Consider the following 21762-nt stretch of genomic DNA (forward strand, 5'->3'; position numbering starts at 1 on the left):
GGCGGTCATCGTCTCATGGGGCCGGACGGCGGCCGGGTTCGGGGAGCAGCTGCCCGAGATCGGGCCCCCGATCCGGGACTGGCGCCCGCAGAGCGTCTGGCGGGCCGGCGTCAGCGAACCCGTCGTCGCCGGGCTGCACACGGCGCTGACGCAGGCCCGTTACGCCCTGGCTGCCGCCCGTTCCCCGGCGCCGGACAGTCCGCCGGTCGTCGTGCGGGGCGAACACAGCCGCTATCGGCAGCACCGGTGTCGGCTCGTCCACCTGGTACGCGTCGGTGCCGGTGTTACGCAGCCCGTGCCGCAGCCGCAGCAGCCCGGAAGGCGTCAGTTCCAGCTCCGCCCGCCACGCCGGCCGGCTGTGCGGGTCCTCGGCGTGAACGGTGAACCGGGCACCGTCGGCGTGAACGGTGCGGGCGTGGGTGAACGACGGCGACCAGGCCGTGCCCGCCCGGTGGCCGATGAGGCCCGGCCGGCCCTGGTGGACCTGGGCGTTCAACGGCAGGAGCGAAGTCCCGGCCACCGCGTCGCCCAGGCTCCGGGCGGTGGCCTCGGAGAGCCCTCTCCCCCAGTGCAGGACGCGCCCGTCCGTCTCGTCGAGCACCGGGCTGACCCCAGCAGCGGTCAGGTGAACGGGCATGTGCGATCCCTTCCGGCGCTGACTATATGTCCGGCCTGTGCGCGCCCACCCCGACTGCCGGCGGGCATCGCGGCCGACGTGGGCAGTCCGCCGGCCGGGGGCGGTGCGATGTCCTTCTCCCCACGTTGCGGAGGGCGGAACCAGCGCGAACGATGGAGTCGGGCCCGATTCCCGGGACGCGAAGCCACGTGGACAGGGCGCTCGTGCGTCATGACATGGAGCGGACATGACTGATCTTCCTCCTCCGATCACCCCCTGCCTGGAACCTGCCGCCAAGGAGTTGTGCGAGGCGACGGATCCGCATCCGCGGATCTACGAGGTCCCTCCGGAGAAGGGCCGGGACATCCTGCTCGGCCTGCAGAGCGACGCGTCCGTTGCCCGTCCCGATGTGGACGAGGAATGGGTCGACGTGGACGCCGGCGAGTGGGGCACGGTACGTACCCGCGTCATCCGGCCCGCCGGGTCCACCGGGCCGCTGCCGGTGGTGTTCTTCATTCACGGCGCCGGGTGGGTCTTCGGGGACGAGAAGACCCACGACCGCCTCTTCCGCGAGCTCACGGTCGGCGCCGGGGCGGCCGGCGTCTTCCCGGTCTACGACCGCGCGCCCGAGGCGCAGTACCCGACCCAGGTCGAGCAGAACTACGCCGTGGGGCGGTGGGTCCTGGAGCACGGCGCGGACCACGGCCTGGACACCTCGCGGATCGCCGTCACCGGCGAGTCGGTCGGCGGCTGCATGTCCACGGTGTTCGCGCTGATGAACAAGGAGCGCGGCGGGATCGACCTCAAGGCCCAGGCGCTGCTCTACCCGGTGACCGACGCGGGCTTCGACACCCCCTCGTACCACCAGTTCGCCGAGGGCCACTACCTCACCCTCGACGGCATGAAGTGGTTCTGGGACGCCTACACCACCGACGCCGCCCAGCGCGCCGAGCACCACGCCTCGCCGCTCCGGGCCTCCCTGGACCAGCTCAAGGGCCTGCCCAGGACTCTGGTCATCACCGATGAGGCGGACGTCCTGCGCGACGAGGGCGAGCAGTACGCCAACAGGCTGCGCGAGGCCGGGGTGGACGTGACCTCCGTCCGGGTGGCGGGCATGGTCCACGACTTCCTGCTCCTGGACAGCCTGCGCGACACCCGCGCCGCCCATGTCGCCCGCCAGCTCGCCGTGGACTTCCTCCACGGGGCGCTCCACGGCGACTGATCCGAGCGACGGACCGGCCTCCTCCCCGGGCAGGGAGGAGGCCGGCAGTGTCGGGCCGGGTCAGGAGGTCAGGGTCCAGCGCTGGTTACTGCCGTTCCCGCAGGAGTAGAGCTGGATCCTGGTGCCGTTGGCCGTACCGGTTCCCACGGCGTCGAGGCACAGCCCGGACTGGACGCCGACGATGGTCCCGTCCGAGTTGAGGCGCCACTTCTGGTTGTCGCCGCCCCAGCAGCTGTAGATCTGGATCCCGGCGCCGTTGCCGCTGCCCCCGGCGTCCAGGCACTTGTTGCCGTAGACCCGCAGCTCACCGGCGGCGGTGTGCTCCCACTTCTGGTTGGCCGCGCCGCCGCAGTCGTACAGCTGGACGGCGGTGCCGTCCGCCGTGGCGGAGTTGGGCACCTCCACGCAGCGGCCGGAGCCGACGCCCTTGAGCTGTCCGCTCTGCCCGCCGTCGCCGTCACCGTCACCGTCACCGGGATCGGTGGATGAGCCACTGTTGAGCGCGTTCAGGACGGAGGTGTACGCCGCCTTCTTGCTGCCGTCGTTGTTGAACAGCAGCGGGGTGTCCCCGGAACGCCAGGAGTCGCTGTCGCGTACGCCCCATACGGTGATGCCGAGGCAGCGCGAGACGGCCAGGCAGTCGTTGGTGACACTCGCGTACGTCGAGGCCGAGGCGCCCTGGATGTCGAGCTCGGTGATGGCCACGTCCACGCCGAGGGCGGCGAAGTTCTGCAGGGTGGTGCGGAAGTTGCTGTTGTACGGGCTGCCGCTGTTGAAGTGCGACTGGAAGCCGACGCAGTCGATCGGTACGCCGCGCTGCTTGAAGTCCTTGACCATGTTGTACATCGCCTGGGTCTTTGCCCAGGTCCAGTTCTCGACGTTGTAGTCGTTGTAGCAGAGCTTCGCGGCCGGGTCGGCGGCGCGCGCCGCGCGGAAGGCGGCCTCGATCCAGTCGTTGCCGGTGCGCTGCAGGTTGGAGTCGCGACGGGCGCCCGAACTCCCGTCGGCGAAAGCCTCGTTCACGACGTCCCACTGGGCGATCTTGCCCTTGTAGTGGCCCATCACGCCGTTGATGTGGTCGATCATCGCCTGGCGCAGCGTGCTGCCGCTGAGGCTCTGCATCCATCCGGGCTGCTGGGAGTACCAGGCCAGGGTGTGGCCGCGCACCTTCTTGCCGTTCTGTACTGCCCAGTTGTACACGCGGTCGGCATTGGTGAAGTTGAACTGCCCCCGCTGCGGCTCGGTCGCGTCGATCTTCATCTCGTTCTCGGCGGTCACCATGTTGAACTCGCGCGAGGCGATGGAGGTGTACGCCGAGTCGCCGAGCTTGCCCGAGGCGATGGCGGTGCCGAAGTACCGCCCGCTCTGCGCCGCGGCGGCGCCGAGGGTCGTCTCGGCGGCGTGCGCGTTCGAAGGTGCGACCAGTGCGGCGGACGCGCCCAGGACGCCGACGAGCAGCGCCGGCAACAGTGCGCGGAACGGCCGGCTGAGAGCGGATCTCGGAAGGGCGTAGGAGCCCATGGCTGTGCCTCCTCGGTAGGGGAATCGCGGAAGAGCCGAAGCGCGGCGGGCCGCGTGGCCCGCTCAGGAACGGATGATTGAGGTTTTGACTGTGGATCGTCAATACCTCTCACCTAGAATGTTTCCGAATGAGGATCGAAACATTTCGATCTCGTAGATGTTCAGTTCTTGCGCAGGCATTCACCGGAGGGCCTTGCCTGTGAGCGTTAACACTTCCATCTCATGACACTGCCCAACGGACCTTGCTCGAAATATTTCGGTGCTGTTCCGTGCACGCGCACCCCTGCCCCAGGAGGTGGCCCAGGGCGGCACCAACCAGCAGGGGAAGCTGGTGAAGGCTGTCACCGTGAACCCGGGAGCCGGTACGCGCGAGCTCCCGCCCACGTACCGGTGGAGGCCCACGGGCGCGCCGGCGCAGCGCTGACGGGTCCGGTGGACCGACCCGTCGCCCGGAACGCCGAAGTCCCCGAAGCACGGAAGGCGCCGTCGCTGCGCACTACTCGTACGGCCCTCAGCGACGGCGGGTTTGGAACCGCCCACGGCGTGCACAGCCGCGCCTTTCCGTTTCCGCCGAATTCGCGGAAGCGGTGCGCAAATCGGTCTCACATCCGCCCGGTCACGACTGGCGGACACGAGTCGCACCGCATAGTGCATCGACCATCACAAGGAGGTTCCCCTGCAGGTCAGTTACTGTTGCCGGACCAGCAACGCCCGCTTATTCGCCCTACCTTGGCAGGCTCGCGACGGGTAGTGTTGGCGAGAAGCGCGCCCCCCGATGGGCGCGTTATCCGCACGGGTGCAACGTGCGCAAAGCCGTGCGGGCATCTCCTGCCGGCAGAATAAGAGGGGGACGGTATATGCGATCGCAGCGCGTGATACTCATCAGCCCGAAGACGTCGTTCGGGCGCAATTTGCAGCGTACGTACGCAGGCGGGTTGGGCACGGTCAATGCGGACGAGCACTCCCTTCTCCCGCCCCTGGACCTTTTGCGTCTTGCCGGTGTGCTGCGGGAGGACGGATTCGACGTCGTAGTCGTTGACGAGGAGGTGGCCAGTCCCACCGAGCCCGGCTCCGGTGACCTTGTGATCTGCCATGTGTCGCTCGCCAGCATGCGTGAAGACGCGAGGCGCATGGGGCAGTTCGCCGAGGCGGGGGCCCGGTGCTTCGCGTACACCAGCATCCGCCGCTTGGACCACTGGCAAGAGATACTCGACCTGGGCCAGTGCGTCGGACTGCTGCTCCCTGAGGCCGTGCCCGTCGTCGGGCGGCTCCTGAGAGGTGACGCGCAAGGACCTGGCCTGGTGACCTCCGAGAACGCCGGCAAGGAGATGCTGCTGGCTCATGACTTCGGCGAGCCGGCCGACGAGCCTCTTCCCGCGCGCGACCTCGTGGATCACGCGAAGTACGGCTTCCCCGCACTGTCCGGCCACCGGATCACCACCATGAACGCCAGCTTCGGCTGCCCCTACCCCTGCGCCTTCTACTGCCCCTACCCCCTCGGCGAGGGGAAAAAGGTCCGGACGTATCCGGTGGCGAGGGTCGCCGCCGAGTTCGAGCAGTGCGCCGCACTCGGGATAACCGGCGTGATCTTCCGGGACCCCATCTTCACCTTCCACCGGCAGCGCACCCTGGATCTGTGCGAGGCCATCAAGCGCACCGGCACCGGCATCAAGTGGTGGTGCGAGACGCGTATCGACCGGCTGGACGAAGAACTGATCCAAGCCATGGTGGCAGCCGGCTGTGTCGGCGTGGAAGTAGGCGTCGAGAGCGGCGACACCCGTATGCAGACGGAGGCTGTGCGCAAGCGTCTGCGGCTCGATACGGTGCGCTCCTTCGTCGACACAGCCCGTCGGCATGACATGAACATCTTCTTCCTGCTGATGCTCGGCCTCCCGGGCGAGGACAGGCTCTCGATCACCAACACGCTGCGCTTCGTGATGTCGTTGGGTCTGCGGTCGGCCGAGTTCGATGTCAGCGTCATCACCCCGTACCCGGGGACGGCACTGCATGACCTGGCTCTGCGCAACAACTGGATCTCCGAGGAGGAGACCAGCTTCACCAACTACGACGCGGTGATGCGGAACGAGAATCTGAGCGAGCAAGACCTGACGGAAGCCCAGCAGTTGGTGGCGGAGCTGCACCGCATCGATGGCGGGCAGGCGCCGGAGGCGCTCCGGACCGAGTTCGAGGCGCAGCTCACCCGCTGGGCCGATGCGGCGGGCGGTGTACGCGCATGACCGGCTCGACTGCCGCCGCAAGCGCTGAGACGAGGGGCCCCGGCCGGAATGTTGTGATCACCGGCGCCAATCGCGGGCTGGGCCGGCGCACCGCGGAGGTGATGGCCGACCAGGGATGGCGGGTGTTCGTCGGGTCCAGGCACCGGGAGGCCGGAGAGCAGGTCGCCGCGGCATTGCGTGCTCGGGGCGGTGACGCGGTATGCGTCACCCTCGACGTGACGGATCCGGACAGCGTCAAGGCCGCGGTCGACACCATCGGGGAGACCGCGGACAGAATCGATGCCTTGGTCAACAATGCCGGGGTCTACACCCACAACGACCAGCACATTCCGGGTTTCGACGTGGAGGTCTGCGTTCAGCTGCTGCGGGTCAACTCCGTGGGACCACTGTTGATGATCCAGGCTCTCCAGCCTCTCCTGCGCATGGCGGAGGCGAGTTCGGTCGTCAACCTCACCAGCGATGACGCCCGGCCGGACCGGGCCGGCGGAGAGTACATCAGCTACTGCATGTCCAAGGCAGCGGTGAACAATCTCACCGTCAACGCGGCCGTGGCCCTGAGGCAGGACAACATCCTCGTCAACGCGGTGGAGCCGGGCTGGATCCCCACCGACATGGGCGGGGCTGATGCGCCGGACGACATCGATGCCGCCGCCCGGCTGGTCGCCTGGGCCGCGGCTCTGCCCGGATCGGCGCCCGACGCCCCGACCGGGCAGGTGTTCTCCATGGAGGAGCCCCCGGAAGGCGCGACCTTGCTCCCCTTCGGCGGCGAGACCCCGGGGACGCGGCCCTGACTCGCTCCGACGAGTGAGACCGGTGCTCTGGAGGAGCGACACGGTTCGCGTCCTCCTCCAGGGCCCGGCCCTCCGGAGAAGTCGGGAAGTAGCCGTACGCGGTCACGCCCCGGGCGTGCCCGACCCCCTCGGGGACCCGCTCGCGGTCGAAGTGGCTGATCTTTCCCAGGAACTGGTAGTCCCGCTCCGGGCAGGCTCGGCCGTTCGGGTCGCCCCTCCCCCGCGTCACAGCAGCAGGATGATCGCGTACACGAGGAAGAACGCCGCGATGAGCAGCGTCACGCCGATGATCAGCGCCATCGGGGCCTTCGCCCAGCCCTTCGGCGGGTTGTACGTGGTGTCCTGGGGCCCCGCCCCCGACATGCCGCTCTCGGGGGGCGGCGTCTCCCCGGGCGGCACTCCGCCGGCCGGTTCCGGTCCTGTGGTCTCGCGGGGTTCCCGATCCGGGTCCGGGGTCTGCGAAGGAGTCATGTGATCCACGTTCCCCGAAGACCGCTGGGTTCGCCCGCGCACGCCGGCAGGTCCGTGGTACGCGGAGGGGGCCGGCGCCCGTGATCCGGCGCCGGCCCCCTCCGTCTCCGCCGCGCCGCTTCAGCCCGGCCAGCTGCCCGTGAGGCGGCGGGCGGTCACCGCGCCGGAACGCTCTATCGCCGCCTTGACCACGGCGAAGATCGCGCCCTGGACGGCCGCGGCGAGCAGGATCTCCCTCCACCGGCGGTCCTCGTCCATGGCGTCGGGGGCGTCCCCCTCACCCTCGATGGCCTTCCACACCTGCTTGAACGCCATGCCCGCGAGCATGCCGCCCGCGGCGCCCAGGATCAGCCCGACCGGCTTGTAGGCGATCTTGGCCGCGTTCACCGGCGGTGGCCCCGGCTGCGGCGGACCAGGAGAACGGCGGCGATCAGGGCACCGGCCGCGAGCAGCGGAGTGCGGTGGGTGCGGGCCGCGGTGGCGGCCTGGCCCGCGGTCTCCCGCAGGGGCTCCGGCGCCTTGTCCGCCGCGTACTGTCCGGCCTTGGCCGCGCTCTCGCGCACCTGGGCGGCGGCCTGTGCCGTCTTCTCCAGGACGGGGTCGGGCGTGTGTTCCCTCAGCTTCTGGGCGACCAGTGCCGCCTTGTCGCGCACCTGGCCGGTGGCCTGGGCTGCCTTCTCCGCGGTCTGCTGCCTCACAGCGGTGGTCCTCTCCTGCGTCTGCGCCTTGTTGCCGGCCTCGACGCTGTCGATGGTCTGCCCGGGTGCCGGTCTCGGTGATCTGCCGGCCGCCCGCCAGGGCGGTGCCCTTGCGTACCGCCTGCCCGGCTCCATGGTGCTCATACGGGGTCGGCCGGCCTTCCTTGATCGCCCGATTCGCGGGCCGCGCCCATCCGTCCGGCGCAGCGGTGCGCGAAGGGCCGGCCCGGGGAGGGTGGAGCTCCCCGGGCCGGCCCGGCTGTGCGGGCGGGGGCGCTATCCCGCGTACGTCTCGAACTCGGCGATCCTCGGTGTGCCACCGGCCGAGGTGATCTCGAAGGTGATCTTGCGCAGGGAGGTGGCCGGGATGGTGATCGTGCCCGCGCCGCTGCCGGTCTTGAGGACCGCGCCGGTGTCCGCGTTCAGCAGTCGCCAGGAGCCGGACACGCCCTGGGCTCCCGCGGCCTCGCGGATGGTGACGGCGGAGACGGTGGTGGCGGAGGGCCACTTGACGGAGACGGAGCCGGTCGAGCCGGCCGGGGACCAGTAGGTGTTCAGGTCACCGTCGCGCACGTTGCCGTAGCTGGTTCCGCTCGCCTTGCTGGAGCCGTCGGCACCGGCGCCGAGGCTGAGGTTGGTGCCGGCGGGTGTGGTCGGGTCGGTCGGGTCCGTGGGATCGGTCGGGTCCGTGGGGTCCGTCGGGTCGGTCGGGTTCGTCGTGGAGCAGTTGCCGTCCGAGACCTTGAGTCCCTTGTTGGCGCCCGCCGTGCCGGTCACGATCGCGGGCACGCAGGAGGAGGCGTCGAGCGTGTACGCGTAGGGGATGCTGACCGTGGTGTTGGACTGCGGGTCCGGGCCGGCCGGGTGGTTCTCGGTGCCGGGCGAGGACCAGGTGACGTTGTCGAAGGTGTTGCCGCTGACCTGCCAGTACCCGGTGGTGTCGGTGTAGAAGGTGCCCAGGACGTCCTTGGAGTCCTTGAAGTAGTTGTTGTCCACCTTGGCGTGGGCGCCGGCCCGGGAGTTGATCCCGGACTTGTTCAGCTTCACGTAGTAGTTGTTGTAGATGTGGGCGATGCCGCCGCGCAGCAGCGGTGTGCGGGAGTCGACGTTCTCGTACAGATTGTGGTGGAACGTGATGTAGCCGTTGTCGAGCTGCGTCTCGCTGGAGCCGATGAGGCCGCCCCGGCCGGAGTTGCGCAGGGTGCTGTACGACAGCGTCACGTACTGGGTGTTGTCCTTCATGTCGAAGAGGCCGTCGAAGCCGTCGTCCTCGCCGCCGGACGCCTCCAGCGTCGCGTGGTCGACCCAGACGTTGCGGACGTCGCTCTCCATACCGATGGCGTCGCCGCCGTTGGAGGTGGGCGAGCCGGACTTCTTGACGTTCTTGACGGTCACGTTCTGGATGATGATGTTGCTGGACTGGCGTATATGGATGCCCAGTTGATCGAAGACGGCCCCGCCGCCGACGCCGACGATGGTGACGTTGCTGATCTGCTTGAGCTCGATGACACCAGCCGCCGTGTTGCAGCTGTCGCCGGACACCTTGGCGGTGTTGCCGTGGTTGATGGTGCCCTCGACCTCGATGGTGATCGGGGTGCTGCTGCTGGCCCGGCCGCACAGGGCCTGGTGGATCTGGGTCCCGGTGGTGGCCCGTACGGTCTGCCCGCCCGCGCCGCCCGTGGTGCCGCCGTTCTGGCTCGCGAAGCCGGTGGCGCCGCCCGCGACGGCGGCGGATGCCTCGGGCATCGTCAGGACCGCTCCGGCCGCGGCCGCCAGGGCCATCGTGGACAGCGCCGCGGAAAGTCTCAGTGCGACTGGTCGCCTCATGTTCGTTCCCATTCGTCGAAGAGAGATGGAAAGCGCTTTCTGGTTGGCGAGGATAGGGGCGGCACGATGTGCCGTACAAGGATGTGAACGCGAAAAGATGGCGCTTTCTTGATTTGGGCACGTCAACGACGGGACGTTACGGGCCGAACCGGGCTGTAACGTCGCCGAGGCTCCGCGCCGACGGACGACCGTACGAGGACGCCTCCGGGGGTCCGCTCAGAGCACCCCGGCGAGGATCGCGGCCGTCACCAGCGCGAAGGCGCACCCCAGCCCGGCTACCACCTCCCGGGCATGCCGCGTCCCGAAAGACGGGGCCCTCCATCTGCCGCGCGAGGCTGACGGCCGCGGCAGACCGCCCTGGCCCCCCGACTCCGATGCACCGACAAGGGCTCCCGCGTTCCCGCGTCAACCCCACGCGCACCGGCCCACCGTGGAGAGAACGTACGAAATTCCTACGCGGGGGTAGTGAGCGCACGCCTCTTGCTATACCTTCCGTCTAACAGCTTGCTAGACGTCGCGTCTAACAAGCGAGGGCGGCGTCCGACGGCCGGCGATCTCATCGGGCCGTACAGGATGAGGGCCGGACGGCGCCGGGGTCGATCTCTCGAGTCAAGGAGCCCCAGCATGGCAAGCAGCACCGTTCGGCCGGAGGACCAGGACCGGGCCGCCGAGCAGGACGTCGCCCGGCGCCTGCTCGATTCGTCCGCGAAGCTCTCGTACGACCCGGCCACCGAAGTGGACTGGGACACCCCGCTCGACACGGACCACCACGGGGCGAGCCCCGAGTGGAGCACCCTCTACGCCACCGCGTACTGGAGCGAACTGACGGATGCTCAGCGCAAGGCGCTGACCCGCCAGGAGGCCGCTTCCGTCGCCAGCACCGGCATCTGGTTCGAGATGATCCTCCAGCAGATGGTGCTGCGGGACATGTACGCCAAGGACCCGACCGACCCCCGCTTCCAGTGGGCCCTGACCGAGGTCGCCGACGAGTGCAGGCACTCGATCATGTTCGCCCGGGGCGCGGCGAAGCTGGGGGCGCCGGCGTACCGACCGCGCCGCCCGGTGCTCGAACTGGGCCGCGCCTTCAAGACCCTTGCCTTCGGCGAGGCGGCGTACGCGGCGATCCTCGTGGCCGAGGAGGTGCTCGACGTGATGCAGCGCGACTGGATGCGCGACGAGCGTGTCGCGCCGTTCGTCCGCACGATCAACAACATCCATGTGGTGGAGGAGTCCCGCCACATGAAGTTCGCCCGCGACGAGACCCGCAAGCGTCTGCGTGACGCGGGCCCGGTGCGCCGCCACCTCAACGCGTTCGTCGTCGCCATCGCCTCGTACTACATCGTCACCAGCATGGTGAACAGGGACGTCTACGCGAACGCCGGCCTGGACGTCGCGCGGGCACGGGCCGAGGCGAAGACCAACGAGCACCACAAGTCCCTGATGCGGTCGAGCTGTTCGGGGCTGATGGAGTTCCTGGCCTCGGCCCGTCTGCTGACGAAGCCGGCCCTGTTCTTCTACAAGCGCGCCCACCTGATCTGACCCGAGCCGAGAGCCCGAGCCATGACCTACGCCATCACCCAGACCTGCTGCAACGACGCCACCTGTGTCGCCGTGTGCCCCGTCAACTGCATCCACCCGACGCCGGAGGAGCGGGATTTCGGCCGTACGGAGATGTTGTACGTCGATCCGGAGACCTGCATCGACTGCGGGGCGTGCGCCGACGCCTGTCCGGTGGACGCGATCTTCCCGGTGGACAGCCTCTTCGGGGCGCGCAAGGAGTACGCCGCCATCAACGCGGCCTACTACGCGGACCGGGAGCCGGAGCCCGCCGCCGGGCCCAACTTCCATGCCTGGGGCGCGCCTTCCTTCGAGCGGAGCCTGCCGTCGGACTTCGCGCCGATCCGGGTCGCGGTCGTCGGCACCGGGCCCGCCGGGATGTACGCGGCCGAGGATCTGCTGCTGCACACCAACGCCGAGGTGTCCCTGATCGACCGGCTTCCGGTGGCCGGCGGGCTCGTCCGGTACGGCGTCGCGCCGGACCACCCGGGGACGAAGGGGGTCGGCGAGACCTTCGCACGGTTCCACGCCCATCCCAGGGTGCGGATGCACCTCGGGGTCGAGGTCGGCACGCACATCTCCGCCGAGGAGCTGTCCGCGCACCACGACGCGGTGATCTACGCGGTCGGGGCGGGCGCCGACCGCCGGCTCTCGATCCCGGGCGAGGACCTGCCGTCGAGCATCGCGGCGACCTCGTTCGTCTCCTGGTACAACGCGCACCCGGAGGTGGCGCCGGACACGGTGGACCTGTCGCGGGCCGAGCGGGTGGTCGTCGCCGGGAACGGCAACGTGGCGCTCGACGTGGCGCGCATCCTCGTCGCGGACCCGGCGGGGCTCGCGGGCACCGACATCGCCGACCACGCGCTGGCCGCCCTGCGGGGCTCCGGGGTGCGCGAGGTCGTGCTGCTCGGGAGGCGCGGACCGGAGGACGCCGCCTGCACGTCGTCCGAGCTGCTCGCGCTCAAGCATCTTCCGGGTGTGGAGCTGGTGGTGGACGACCACGATCCGCGTATCGGCCCCGCGATCGAGGACGCGGCCCCCGGCAGCGCGGCCCCCGGCAGCGCGGCCGCCGTGCTGCGGGGCGTTCGCCGGGAGTCCGTGGACTGGGCGCGGCCCCCGGCGGAGGGGCGGCGCATCGTGCTCCGCTTCCACTCGGCGCCCGTGGAGATCACCGGCCGGGACGACGTGGAGGGCGTCCGGGTCACGGCGGACGGGGGCCAGTCCGGGATACCGGCGCAGCTGTTCCTGCGGGCCATCGGCTACCGGGGCCTCGCGGTGCCCGGGCTGCCCTTCGACGAGGCGAGCGGCACCGTGCCGCACGAGGGCGGCCGGGTGGCGGGCCGGCCCGGCACGTATGTCGTCGGCTGGATCAAGCGGGGGCCCTCCGGGGGCATCGGGGCCAACCGCACCTGCGCCGCCGAGACGGTCGGCACCCTGCTCGCGGACGCGGTCGCCGGTGCGCTCCCCTCCCCCGCCCACCCCGCCAAGGCGTTCGGCCGCCTGGTCCGGGGCCGCAGCCGCCAGGTGGTCGACGCGCGCGGCCTGGCCGCGATCGACCGGGCCGAGCGTGCCCGGGGCCGGGACGGGGGCCGCCCCAGGGTGAAGTTCGGCACGGTCCCGGAGCTGGTCGCGGCGTCGAAGGGGCGCCGCTGAGGGCACCCCCTCAGCGGCGCCCCTCAGAACTCCTCCGGCTCCGGCATCCGCGCCCGGGCGCGCCTGCCGACCACCGCCGCGGCCGCGGCCGCGCTGCCGGCGAAGGCCAGGGCGACCATCCACGGCTGGTTGAACGTGTGGCCCGTCGCGTGGTCGACGGAGTAGCGGCCGGGGCCGGTCAGGCCGATCGCGGCGGCGGTGAAGCCGAGGAACGCCGGGTACTCGTAGCCGCCGCCCTGCGCGAAGAAGCCCGCGGGGGCGTGGACGGCCACCGCGCCCGCCATCGCCCCGGCCGCCGCCGCACCGGCGGCGGGCGTGGCCAGGCCCAGGGCGAGCAGCACGCCGCCGCCCGCCTCGCCCAGCCCGGCGGCGAGCGCGCTGTGCTTCGGCGGATGGAAGCCCATCGCCTCCATCGCGGCGGTGGTCCCCTCGATGCCCCCGCCGCCGAACCAGCCGAAGAGCTTCTGCGCTCCGTGCGCGGCGAGCACCGCGCCGGTGCCGGCGCGCAGGACGAGCAGACCGAGGTCGTGACGGTTGACGCAGCCCATGGGGGTCTCCGGTGGGTTCCGGGGCCCCGCCCGGACGGCACGGGCCCCTCGTTTCCGTACGTCACCACTCTCCGCGCCCCACGGAGCACGGGGACCGCGGTGTTACTCCATCCGGGCGAGTCACGCCGGGCCGTGAGCCGTGACACAGTGCGACGAACGCCATTGTGCAACTTGTTGCACAATGGCGCGGCGGTGGATTAGAACTGGGGCGACGCCACAGCGAGGAGCCGCCGTATGAGCCCGTATCCGCACCTTCTGAGCCCGCTCGACCTCGGGTTCACCACCCTGCCGAACAGGGTCCTGATGGGGTCGATGCACGTCGGCCTGGAAGAGGTCGAGAACGGCTTCGAGCGCATGGCGGCCTTCTACGCCGAGCGTGCCCGGGGCGGCGTCGGCCTCATGGTCACCGGCGGCATCGCGCCCAACGAGCGGGGCTGCACCTTCCCCGGCGGGGCGAAGATGACCACCGAGGCGGAGGCGGCCGAGCACGCCCGGGTGACTTCGGCGGTGCACGACGCGGGCGGCCGGATCGCTATGCAGATCCTGCATTTCGGCCGGTACGCGCACCACCCTGACCTGGTGGCGCCGAGCGCGCTCCAGGCGCCGATCAGCGCGTTCACCCCGCACGCCCTGACCGACGACGAGGTCGAGGCGACGATCGAGGACTTCGCGACGGCGGCGGCGCTCGCCCGGAGCGCGGGCTACGACGGCGTCGAGATCATGGGCTCCGAGGGCTATCTGATCAACGAGTTCATCGCCGCGGCGACCAATCACCGCGAGGACCGCTGGGGCGGCTCGTACGAGAACCGCATCCGCTTCCCCGTCGAGATCGTGCGCCGGGTCCGTGAGCGGGTGGGCGACGACTTCATCATCATCTACCGGCTGTCGATGCTGGACCTGGTGCCCGGCGGATCGTCCCTGGACGAGGTCGTGCGGCTGGCCCGGGAGATCGAGGCGGCCGGCGCGACGATCATCAACACGGGCATCGGCTGGCACGAGGCCCGTATCCCCACCATCGCGACCTCGGTCCCCCGGGCCGCGTTCACCTGGGTCACCGAGAAGGTGCGCGGGGCGGTCTCCGTACCGCTGGTGACGAGCAACCGCATCAACACCCCCGAGGTGGCCGAGCAGGTCCTCGCCTCGGGCCGTGCGGACATGGTGTCGATGGCCCGGCCGTTCCTCGCCGACCCGGACTTCGTCGCGAAGGCGGCGGCGGGGCGCGCGGACGCGATCAACACCTGCATCGGCTGCAACCAGGCGTGCCTGGACCACATCTTCAGCGGCAAGGTCACCTCCTGCCTGGTCAATCCGCGCGCCTGCCACGAGACGGAACTCGTCCTGTCACCGACCCGGACCCGCAAGCGCGTCGCCGTCGTCGGCGCCGGTCCCGCCGGTCTCGCCTGCGCGGTCACGGCCGCCGAGCGCGGCCACGAGGTGACGCTCTTCGACGCGGCCGAGGAGATCGGCGGGCAGCTGAACGTGGCCCGCCGGGTGCCCGGCAAGGAGGAGTTCAACGAGACACTGCGCTACTTCCGCACCCGGCTCGCGGAGGAGAAGGTCGCCCTGCGGCTCGGCGCTCCGGTCGGCGCCGGGGACCTCGGCGGCTACGACGAGGTCGTGCTGGCCACCGGGGTCACGCCCCGCACGCCCGAGATCCCCGGCGCCGACCACCCCAGCGTCGTCAGCTACCTGGACGTGCTGCGCCACGGCGCGCCGGTCGGCGACCGGGTCGCGCTCGTCGGGGCCGGCGGGATCGGCTTCGACGTGGCGGAGTTCCTGACGGACGGCGGCGAGGAGGCGAGCCTCGACCCGGAGGTGTTCTTCCGGCAGTGGGGCGTCGACACCGCCTACCGCGAGCGCGGCGGCCTCGCGGCCCCGGTGCGCCCGAAGACCGCGCGCACCGTCCATCTGCTCCAGCGCAAGGCGAGCAAGGTCGGCGCGGGCCTCGGCAAGACGACCGGCTGGATCCACCGCACCGAGCTCCGTCACCGCGGGGTCTCGATGACGTCGGGCGTCACGTACGACCGGATCGACGACGAGGGCCTGCACATCACGGTGGGCGAGGAGCGGCACGTCCTGCCGGTCGACACGATCGTGCTGTGCGCCGGGCAGGACCCGCGCCGGGACCTGTACGAGGAACTGCTCGCCGCGGGCCGCGAGGCGCACCTGATCGGGGGCGCCGACGTCGCGGCCGAGCTGGACGCCAAGCGCGCGATCCGCCAGGGCACGGAGCTCGCCGCCGCCCTCTGAACCGGACGGCCGGGCCCGCCCGGCCGTCCCTAGGATGCACCCCATGTCACTGCCGCACGCGATCCTCACCGCCCTGCTGGAGAAGCCCTCGTCGGGGCTTGAGCTGACCCGCAGGTTCGACCGGTCGATCGGTTACTTCTGGTCGGCGACGCACCAGCAGATCTACCGCGAGCTGGGCAAGCTGGAGCAGGCCGGGCAGATCAGGGCGCTGGAACCCGCGCAGCCGGCCCGGGGGCAGAAGAAGGAGTACGAGGTGCTGCCGGCGGGCCGCGAGGCGCTGTCCGTCTGGGTGGCCCGGCAGGAGGACCCCAAGCAGGTGCGCGATCCGCTGCTGCTGCGGATGCGGGCGGCGGCGGTCGTCGGGGCACCCGGCCTCGACGCGGAGCTGCGCCGGCATCTGGAGCTGCACCGGCGGCAGCTGGCGGAGTACCGGGAGATCGAGGTCCGGGACTTCCCGCCGGAGCGCGACACCCCCGGGGACCGGCTGCGGCACCTGGTGCTGCGGGGCGGCATCGACCTGGAGAACTTCTGGATCGGGTGGATCACGCGGGCGCTGGAGGACTACCCGGAGCCGATGTGAGCGTGCGCCCCGCAACTCGTACGGCGTACGGATTCAGTGGCGTCCCGCGCCGACCCGGCGGCGCTGCTCGCGGCGGGCGACCCGGGGGCTGCTGATGACCACCCGCGACGGGGTGGCCGGCGCGGCACCGGCCACCGCGGGCTCCGTCCGCGCCTGGGCTCGGGTCAGCAGGATCACGCCCCGGACCGCCGCCACCGTGCCGAGCAGCGCCGGGACCAGACCGATCGGTCCGCCCTGGAACCGCTCCCCCAGCAGCGCCAGGCCGATCGCCGCGGCGGCGACCGGGTTGGCGAGGGTGACGACGGCGAGCGGGGCTCCGAGACCACCCCGGTAAGCGGTCTGGGAGAGCAGCAGCCCGCCCATCGCGAACGCGGAGACCAGCACGGCGACGACCACCAGCCGCGCGCTGAGCAGCGGTCCGGTGTGGTCGGTGGCCGCGACGGTCAGGGTCTGGGTGAGCGCGGAGGCGACGCCGGACGTGATACCGGAGGCCGCCGCGTGCCGCAGCCCGGGGCGGGCGCCGGGGCGGCTGAGCCCGGCGACCAGCGCCATGGTCCCGGCGCCCACGGCCAGCGCCTCGGCCATGGTCAGGGTCTCGTGCGGAGCGGCGCCGCCCGCCGTAAGGAGCAGGGCGCCGAGGCCGAGCAGGGTGAGCAGCGTGCCGCGCCACTCGGTGACGGTGACCCGGCGGCCCGCCGCCCGGGCGCCGAGCGGGACGGCCGCGACCAGGGTCAGCGCGCCGAGCGGCTGGACCAGGGTGAGCGGGCCGTACTTCAGGGCGGCCACGTGCAGCAGGGCGCCGCCCGCGTTCAGGCCGACCGCGCACCACCAGGCGCCGCGCCCGAGGAGCCGGAGCGTGCCGGTGCCGGGCGCGGTGCGGCCGGCCAGCCGGGCCTGGGCGACCGCCGCGGCGGCGTAGGCGGCGGCGGAGACGAGGGAGAGGGCGACGGCGGCCAGGGTGGCGTTCACCGGTGCGCCCCGGAGGCGGCGTACACGGCGGCGTGCTCCCGCTGCCGTACGACGGACGGCCACGGCTGCGGCGGGCGGACCGGCTCGGCGCGCGGGAGGCGGAGCGCGGCGAGCGAGACGGCGAGCAGCGCGGCCACCACGATCGAGTCGAGCCAGTAGTGATTGGCGGTTCCGACGATGACGAACAGGGTGATCGCCGGATGCAGCAGCCACAGCCCGCGCCACCGGGAACGAGTGGCGACGACCAGGCCGACGCCGACCATGACGGCCCAGCCGAAGTGCAGCGAGGGCATCGCGGCGAACTGGTTGGCCATGGAGTCCGTGGCCGGCTGGGCCCCGTACACCGAAGGCCCGTACACCTGGCCGGTGTCCACGAGGTGGGTGGCGGCGAGCAGGCGCGGCGGGGCGAGCGGGAAGAGCAGGTGCAGGGCGAGCGCGGCGCCGGTGAGCGCGGCGAGGACGCGGCGCGCCCAGACGTAGTGGCGGGGGCTGCGCCAGTAGAGCCAGACCAGGAAGAGCAGCGTGGCCGGGAAGTGCACGGTCGCGTAGTAGGTGTTCGCCAGATGGATCAGCGTCTCGTTGTGCAGCAGCAGGCCCTGGACCGCGCCCTCGCCGGGCAGGTGCACGGCGCGCTCGACGTCCCAGACGTGGCCCGCGTTGCGGAACGCCTCGTCCACATGGCCGTTCGCGGCCCGGCGGCCGAGCTTGTAGATCAGGAAGAGCCCGACGACGAGAAGAAGCTCGCGGACCAGGGGCGGGCGGGCGAACGTGTCCGGCTTCCGATCGGCGGGCGTGGTGCCGGTGTACTTCACCCGGTGCCCCTCTGCTGATGCGCTTCGGCGGACGTCCGCCCGTATCGATACGCCAGTGTACCGATACGGCGGCGTATCGGTACACACGCGTATCGGTACACTGGCGTATCGATGGACCTCGTCGCAGAGTCGCAGAGAGGGAAGACACATGTCGCCGCAGCGGACCGAGCAGGAGCAGACCCCCGCGCAGCGCCGCTCGAAGATCACGCCGGAGCGGGCGCAGGAGCTCTACACCGCCGTGCTCGACATGCTGAGGGAGAACGGCTACGAGTCGCTGACGATGGAGGGGGTCGCCGCCCGGTCCCGTTGCGGCAAGTCCACGCTCTACCGCCAGTGGGGCTCGAAGCCCGAGCTGGTGGTGGCCGCCCTGCACGGCACCCGGCGCGGCGCCCTGCGGAAGATCGACACCGGTTCGCTGGCGGGTGACCTGCTGGAGGCGGCGCGGGCGATCGGCGAGGGCGCGGGCCGCGACACGCCTCTGATGCTGGCGCTGAGCCATGCGGCGCTGCAGAGCCCGGAGCTGCTGTGCGCGCTGCGCGAGTCGCTGATCCTGCCGGAGATGGCCGCGGTCGACGCGCTCGTACGACGCGGAGTGGAGCGCGGCGAGGTGGCGCCGGACAACCGGGCGGCGGAGTTCGTCTCCGCGCAGCTGCTCGGCGTGATGCGGGCCCGCCCGATGCTGGCAGGCACCCACGCGGACGAGACCTACCTCGTCCGCTTCGTGGAGGCCGCGGTCCTTCCCGCACTCGGCCTGGACGCCCCGGCGTCCGGGTCCTGACAGACGTGGGCCGTCGTCCGAGCGGATGACGGCGGCCCGCTCGCGCCGCACCGTGGGGACGGGGGCGGCGCGCACCCGGCCGGCCGGTGACTTCCCTGAAGTCACCGGCCGTTCGCGTACTCGGAACCTCCCTTATTCGTCCTCTTGACGATAAGGCGGGATTCCGCTTATCGTCGTCATGACGAAAACGACTTCAGGGGGTCCCCATGGCCGACATCACCCGCCGCTTCGGCCGGCGCCATCTCCGCTCGGCGCCCACCGCGCACATCCGCCACCACAAGCGCGGCAAGCTGACCCACGACGGGGCCGGACTGAGCTTCTGGTACCGGTCGCTGAGCGCCGCGCTCTCCGAGGTGCCGGTCAACGACCGCGAGCTGGCCATGGCGTTCCACGCGCGCACCGCCGACTTCCAGGACGTCACGGTCCAGGCCACCGTCACCTACCGGATCAGCGACCCCGCCGAGGCGGCCGCCCGCCTCGACTTCTCCATCGACCCGGACACCGGCGCCTGGCGCGGCGCCCCCCTCGAACAGATCGCCACCCTGCTCACCGAGACCGCCCAGCAGCACACCCTCGACGTGCTGGCCCGCACCCCGCTGGCCGGTGCCCTGGTCGACGGGGTCGCCGCCGTCCGCGAGCGGGTGGCGGCCGGTCTCGCCGCCGAGCCGAGGCTCCCCGCCACCGGCATCGACGTGGTCGCCGTCCGCGTCGTCGCCATCCGCCCCGAGGCCGAGGTGGAGCGCGCCCTGCGCACCCCCGCCCGCGAGCAGATCCAGCAGGAGGCCGACCGGGCCACGTACGAGCGGCGCGCCGTGGCCGTCGAGCGCGAGCGGACCATCGCCGAGAACGAGCTCGCCAGCCAGATCGAGCTGGCCCGGCGCGAGGAGCAGCTGGTCGAGCAGCGCGGCACCAACGCCCGCCGGGAGGCCGAGGAGAGCGCCGCCGCCGACGGGGTGCGCGCCGAGGCGGAGGCCGCCCGCACGGTGCGGCTCGCGGGGGCCGAGGCGGAGGCGGCCCGGCAGGTGGGCGCGGCGCGCGCCGAGGCGCAGGCGGCCTGGCTGCGGGCGCACGGCGAGGTGGAGGCCGCGACGCTGCACGCGCTGGCGGCCACCCGGCTCGCCGAGAACCTGCCGCACATCGACAGCCTCACCCTGTCGCCGGACGTGCTCACGGGCCTGCTCAGCAAGCTGGGCCGGCCGGAGGCCGGGGCGTGAGCCTGGCCCCGCGGGCGGTCCTCGTCCACCGCACCACGGAGTACGAGGAGCTTCTCGCCCGCCACGGCACGCACGGCCAGGCCGCGTTCCTCCTGGCCGCGCGGGGCCGGTCCATCGAGGAGGTGGCCCGGTGGCACGAGCGGACCCGGCAGGCCCTGGCGGATGTGGCAGCGGCCGTTCCGCTCACCTGGCGGCACTGCCGGGTGGAGCGGGCCGACCTGGACCGGTTCCTGTTCGCGCCGGAGGACGTGGTGGTGGTCGTCGGGCAGGACGGCCTGGTCGCCAACGCCGCGAAGTACCTCGCCGGCCAGCCGGTCATCGGCATCGACACCGATCCGGGCCGCAACCCCGGCGTCCTGGTGCGCCACCGGCCGGCCGACGCGGCGGCGCTGATGCGGGCGTCCGTGGTGCCGGCCGGGCGGGCCGACGCGCTGACGATGGTGGAGGCGGTGGCCGACGACACGCAGCGGCTGCTCGCCCTGAACGAGGTCTACCTGGGCCCGCCCGGCCACCAGACGGCCCGTTACCGGCTCGGGCCCGACACCGCGGACTCCCCCGCCGAGCCGCAGGCGTCCTCCGGCGTCCTGGTCGGCACCGGCACCGGGGCGACCGGCTGGCTGCGCTCGCTCTGGCAGGAGCGTCGCAGCCCCCTCCCGCTGCCCGGACCCGCCGATCCCCGGCTGCTCTGGTTCGTCCGGGAGGCGTGGCCCTCGCCGTCGACCGGCACCTCGTTCGTCGCGGGCGAGCTGGGGCCCGGGCAGGGGCTGCGGCTGACCGTGGAGTCGGACCGGGTGGTGGTGTTCGGCGACGGGATGGAGGCGGACGCGCTGGAGCTGACGTGGGGGCAGAGCGTACGGCTCGGCGTCTCCGAGACCTCGCTGCGGCTGGCGGTGTGAGCGCGGCGGCGGACACGGCATCCCCGTAAGCTCCTCAACGCCCACCGCCCCGCCCCTTCAGAGGAGCAGCATGGCCACCGAGGACCCCCTCGCCCCTTCCCGTAACACCCGGCCGCCCAAGGCCCAGGCGGCGCTGGGGGTCGGGGTGATCGTGCAGGACGCGCAGGGCCGGATCCTGCTCGGCCGGCACCACAGCGGCACCTGGGAGCTGCCCGGCGGCAAGGTCGACCCGGTACCGGAGTCCGTCGCGGCGGCCGCCGTGCGGGAGCTGCGCGAGGAGACCGGGCTGACGGTCCCCGAGGACCGGGTCACCGTCTTCGCGATGCTGCACGACGCCCTCGGCGGCATCAACCGCGTGACGATGGCCGCCCTGGTGCGCGTGGACACCGGCGCGGCGCGGGTGACCGAGCCGCATCTGATCAGCACCTGGGAGTGGACGCCGCTCGACGCGCTCCCGTCGCCGCTCTTCGACCCGTCGGCGCAGATCCTCGCGACCTGGCGCCCGGACCTCGGCATCCCGCATCAGCCCGTTCACCGGCTCCCCCTCGCGACCGAGAAGCCCCAGGTGAGCCCCTAAGCAAATTAATCGTTTGCCTAGGGGCCATAGGCAGAGTTAGCTTCGTGGGTATGAAGGCCCTGACCGAGCAGGACATCCGCTCATCGTTCGTGAATTGCTCCAAGGGGGAAGCCAAGCGCCTGCCGCTCCCCCGCGATTTCGAGGAACTGCCGTGGGACGACCTCGACTTCCTCGGCTGGCGCAACCTGTCCGCGCCGGGACGCAGCTACATCGTCACCGAACACGAGGGCAGGCCCGCCGGGATCTCGTTGCGCTTCCCGTCGCAGCAGCGCGGCTTCCTGCACCGGAGCATGTGCTCGCTCTGCCTGACCACGCACCCGGGCAGCGGGGTCTCCCTGATGACCGCCCGCAAGACCGGTCCCGCCGGGCGTGACGGCAATTCCGTCGGCCTGTACATGTGCACCGACCTGGCCTGCTCGCTGTATGTGCGCGGGAAGAAGACGGTGGACTCCGGGGCCCGCTTCAAGGAGAGCCTGACCACGGAGGAGCAGATCGCGCGCACGGTCGGCAATCTCCACGCGTTCGTGAAGAAGCTCTTCAGCTGA

22 protein-coding genes and 1 pseudogene are annotated in these 21762 nt (G+C 71.7%); 13 read left to right on the top strand and 10 right to left on the bottom strand.

What is annotated here, in order from left to right:
• Positions 1–13: 13 nt before the first annotated feature.
• Positions 14–637: a hypothetical protein gene (locus OG867_RS01205; RefSeq protein WP_406281704.1), complete on the bottom strand. Its 624-nt coding sequence runs from the start codon at positions 635–637 to the stop codon at positions 14–16.
• Between the two features lie 226 nt (positions 638–863).
• Between OG867_RS01205 and OG867_RS01210 the strand changes: the two genes are divergently transcribed.
• Positions 864–1838, top strand: a complete 975-nt coding sequence (locus tag OG867_RS01210; RefSeq protein WP_406281707.1) for an alpha/beta hydrolase — start codon at positions 864–866, stop codon at positions 1836–1838.
• A gap of 60 nt (positions 1839–1898) precedes the next feature.
• Here OG867_RS01210 and OG867_RS01215 read toward each other — a convergent pair whose 3' ends face one another.
• Positions 1899–3359, bottom strand: a complete 1461-nt coding sequence (locus OG867_RS01215) for an endo-1,4-beta-xylanase (RefSeq protein WP_406281710.1) — start codon at positions 3357–3359, stop codon at positions 1899–1901.
• Positions 3360–3618: 259 nt separating this feature from the next.
• On the opposite strand from OG867_RS01215, the gene OG867_RS01220 reads away from it, so the two are divergent.
• The 3 genes from OG867_RS01220 to OG867_RS01230 all read left to right on the top strand — a co-directional run bounded on the left by OG867_RS01220 (position 3619) and on the right by OG867_RS01230 (position 6387).
• Positions 3619–3783 carry a hypothetical protein gene (locus tag OG867_RS01220; protein WP_406281713.1) on the top strand — a complete coding sequence of 55 codons (165 nt, stop codon included), beginning with the start codon at positions 3619–3621 and terminating at the stop codon, positions 3781–3783.
• 433 nt (positions 3784–4216) lie between these two features.
• Positions 4217–5596 (top strand): AprD4 family radical SAM diol-dehydratase, encoded by a 1380-nt coding sequence (locus OG867_RS01225; RefSeq protein ID WP_328903767.1) that lies wholly within the window; start codon positions 4217–4219, stop codon positions 5594–5596.
• A gap of 53 nt (positions 5597–5649) precedes the next feature.
• Entirely contained in the window at positions 5650–6387 is a 738-nt protein-coding gene (locus tag OG867_RS01230; protein ID WP_406281717.1) for an SDR family NAD(P)-dependent oxidoreductase, read from the top strand.
• 85 nt (positions 6388–6472) lie between these two features.
• On the opposite strand, the pseudogene OG867_RS01235 reads toward OG867_RS01230, so the two are convergent.
• The 5 genes and pseudogenes from OG867_RS01235 to OG867_RS01255 all read right to left on the bottom strand — a co-directional run.
• Positions 6473–6616 (bottom strand): annotated as a pseudogene (locus tag OG867_RS01235) (catalase); the annotation flags it as partial.
• Positions 6613–6858, bottom strand: a complete 246-nt coding sequence (locus OG867_RS01240; RefSeq protein ID WP_328903765.1) for a DUF6480 family protein — start codon at positions 6856–6858, stop codon at positions 6613–6615. The gene OG867_RS01240 and the pseudogene OG867_RS01235, both read right to left, overlap by 4 nt.
• A gap of 120 nt (positions 6859–6978) precedes the next feature.
• Entirely contained in the window at positions 6979–7245 is a 267-nt protein-coding gene (locus OG867_RS01245) for a DUF4235 domain-containing protein (RefSeq protein ID WP_328903764.1), read from the bottom strand.
• A complete protein-coding gene (locus tag OG867_RS01250) occupies positions 7242–7556 on the bottom strand; it encodes a hypothetical protein (protein WP_406281722.1) in 315 nt (104 codons plus the stop codon). Before OG867_RS01250 ends, OG867_RS01245 begins: the two co-directional genes overlap by 4 nt.
• A 276-nt stretch (positions 7557–7832) precedes the next feature.
• Positions 7833–9383 (bottom strand): polysaccharide lyase family 1 protein, encoded by a 1551-nt coding sequence (locus OG867_RS01255; RefSeq protein WP_406281725.1) that lies wholly within the window; start codon positions 9381–9383, stop codon positions 7833–7835.
• 624 nt (positions 9384–10007) lie between these two features.
• On the opposite strand from OG867_RS01255, the gene OG867_RS01260 reads away from it, so the two are divergent.
• A complete protein-coding gene (locus OG867_RS01260; RefSeq protein WP_328903760.1) occupies positions 10008–10922 on the top strand; it encodes a diiron oxygenase in 915 nt (304 codons plus the stop codon).
• A 21-nt stretch (positions 10923–10943) separates the two neighbouring features.
• Positions 10944–12593 carry an FAD-dependent oxidoreductase gene (locus OG867_RS01265; RefSeq protein ID WP_406281728.1) on the top strand — a complete coding sequence of 550 codons (1650 nt, stop codon included), beginning with the start codon at positions 10944–10946 and terminating at the stop codon, positions 12591–12593.
• Between the two features lie 23 nt (positions 12594–12616).
• Here the strand turns inward: OG867_RS01265 and OG867_RS01270 are convergent, their stop codons facing one another.
• Complete coding sequence (locus OG867_RS01270; protein WP_328903758.1) at positions 12617–13141, bottom strand: DoxX family membrane protein; 525 nt, start codon at positions 13139–13141, stop codon at positions 12617–12619.
• Between the two features lie 234 nt (positions 13142–13375).
• On the opposite strand from OG867_RS01270, the gene OG867_RS01275 reads away from it, so the two are divergent.
• Positions 13376–15391: an FAD-dependent oxidoreductase gene (locus tag OG867_RS01275; RefSeq protein WP_406281731.1), complete on the top strand. Its 2016-nt coding sequence runs from the start codon at positions 13376–13378 to the stop codon at positions 15389–15391.
• A 43-nt stretch (positions 15392–15434) separates the two neighbouring features.
• Positions 15435–15971 (top strand): PadR family transcriptional regulator, encoded by a 537-nt coding sequence (locus tag OG867_RS01280; RefSeq protein WP_406281734.1) that lies wholly within the window; start codon positions 15435–15437, stop codon positions 15969–15971.
• 33 nt (positions 15972–16004) lie between these two features.
• Here the strand turns inward: OG867_RS01280 and OG867_RS01285 are convergent, their stop codons facing one another.
• Complete coding sequence (locus OG867_RS01285; RefSeq protein WP_406281737.1) at positions 16005–16940, bottom strand: hypothetical protein; 936 nt, start codon at positions 16938–16940, stop codon at positions 16005–16007.
• Complete coding sequence (locus OG867_RS01290) at positions 16937–17752, bottom strand: phosphatase PAP2 family protein (RefSeq protein ID WP_406281740.1); 816 nt, start codon at positions 17750–17752, stop codon at positions 16937–16939. The genes OG867_RS01285 and OG867_RS01290 overlap by 4 nt, the downstream gene beginning before the upstream one ends.
• Positions 17753–17900: 148 nt before the next feature.
• Here OG867_RS01290 and OG867_RS01295 point away from each other — a divergent pair, with 148 nt between their 5' ends.
• The 5 genes from OG867_RS01295 to OG867_RS01315 all read left to right on the top strand — a co-directional run bounded on the left by OG867_RS01295 (position 17901) and on the right by OG867_RS01315 (position 21762).
• Positions 17901–18530 (top strand): TetR/AcrR family transcriptional regulator, encoded by a 630-nt coding sequence (locus OG867_RS01295; RefSeq protein ID WP_328903753.1) that lies wholly within the window; start codon positions 17901–17903, stop codon positions 18528–18530.
• Positions 18531–18736: 206 nt separating this feature from the next.
• Positions 18737–19744 (top strand): SPFH domain-containing protein, encoded by a 1008-nt coding sequence (locus tag OG867_RS01300; RefSeq protein WP_406281743.1) that lies wholly within the window; start codon positions 18737–18739, stop codon positions 19742–19744.
• Complete coding sequence (locus tag OG867_RS01305; protein WP_406281746.1) at positions 19741–20640, top strand: hypothetical protein; 900 nt, start codon at positions 19741–19743, stop codon at positions 20638–20640. Before OG867_RS01300 ends, OG867_RS01305 begins: the two co-directional genes overlap by 4 nt.
• 70 nt (positions 20641–20710) lie before the next feature.
• Entirely contained in the window at positions 20711–21217 is a 507-nt protein-coding gene (locus tag OG867_RS01310; protein ID WP_406281749.1) for an NUDIX hydrolase, read from the top strand.
• A 50-nt stretch (positions 21218–21267) separates the two neighbouring features.
• Complete coding sequence (locus tag OG867_RS01315; protein ID WP_406281752.1) at positions 21268–21762, top strand: FBP domain-containing protein; 495 nt, start codon at positions 21268–21270, stop codon at positions 21760–21762.

It is taken from the genome of Streptomyces sp. NBC_00209 (assembly GCF_045206345.1).
Lineage (GTDB): Bacteria > Actinomycetota > Actinomycetes > Streptomycetales > Streptomycetaceae > Streptomyces.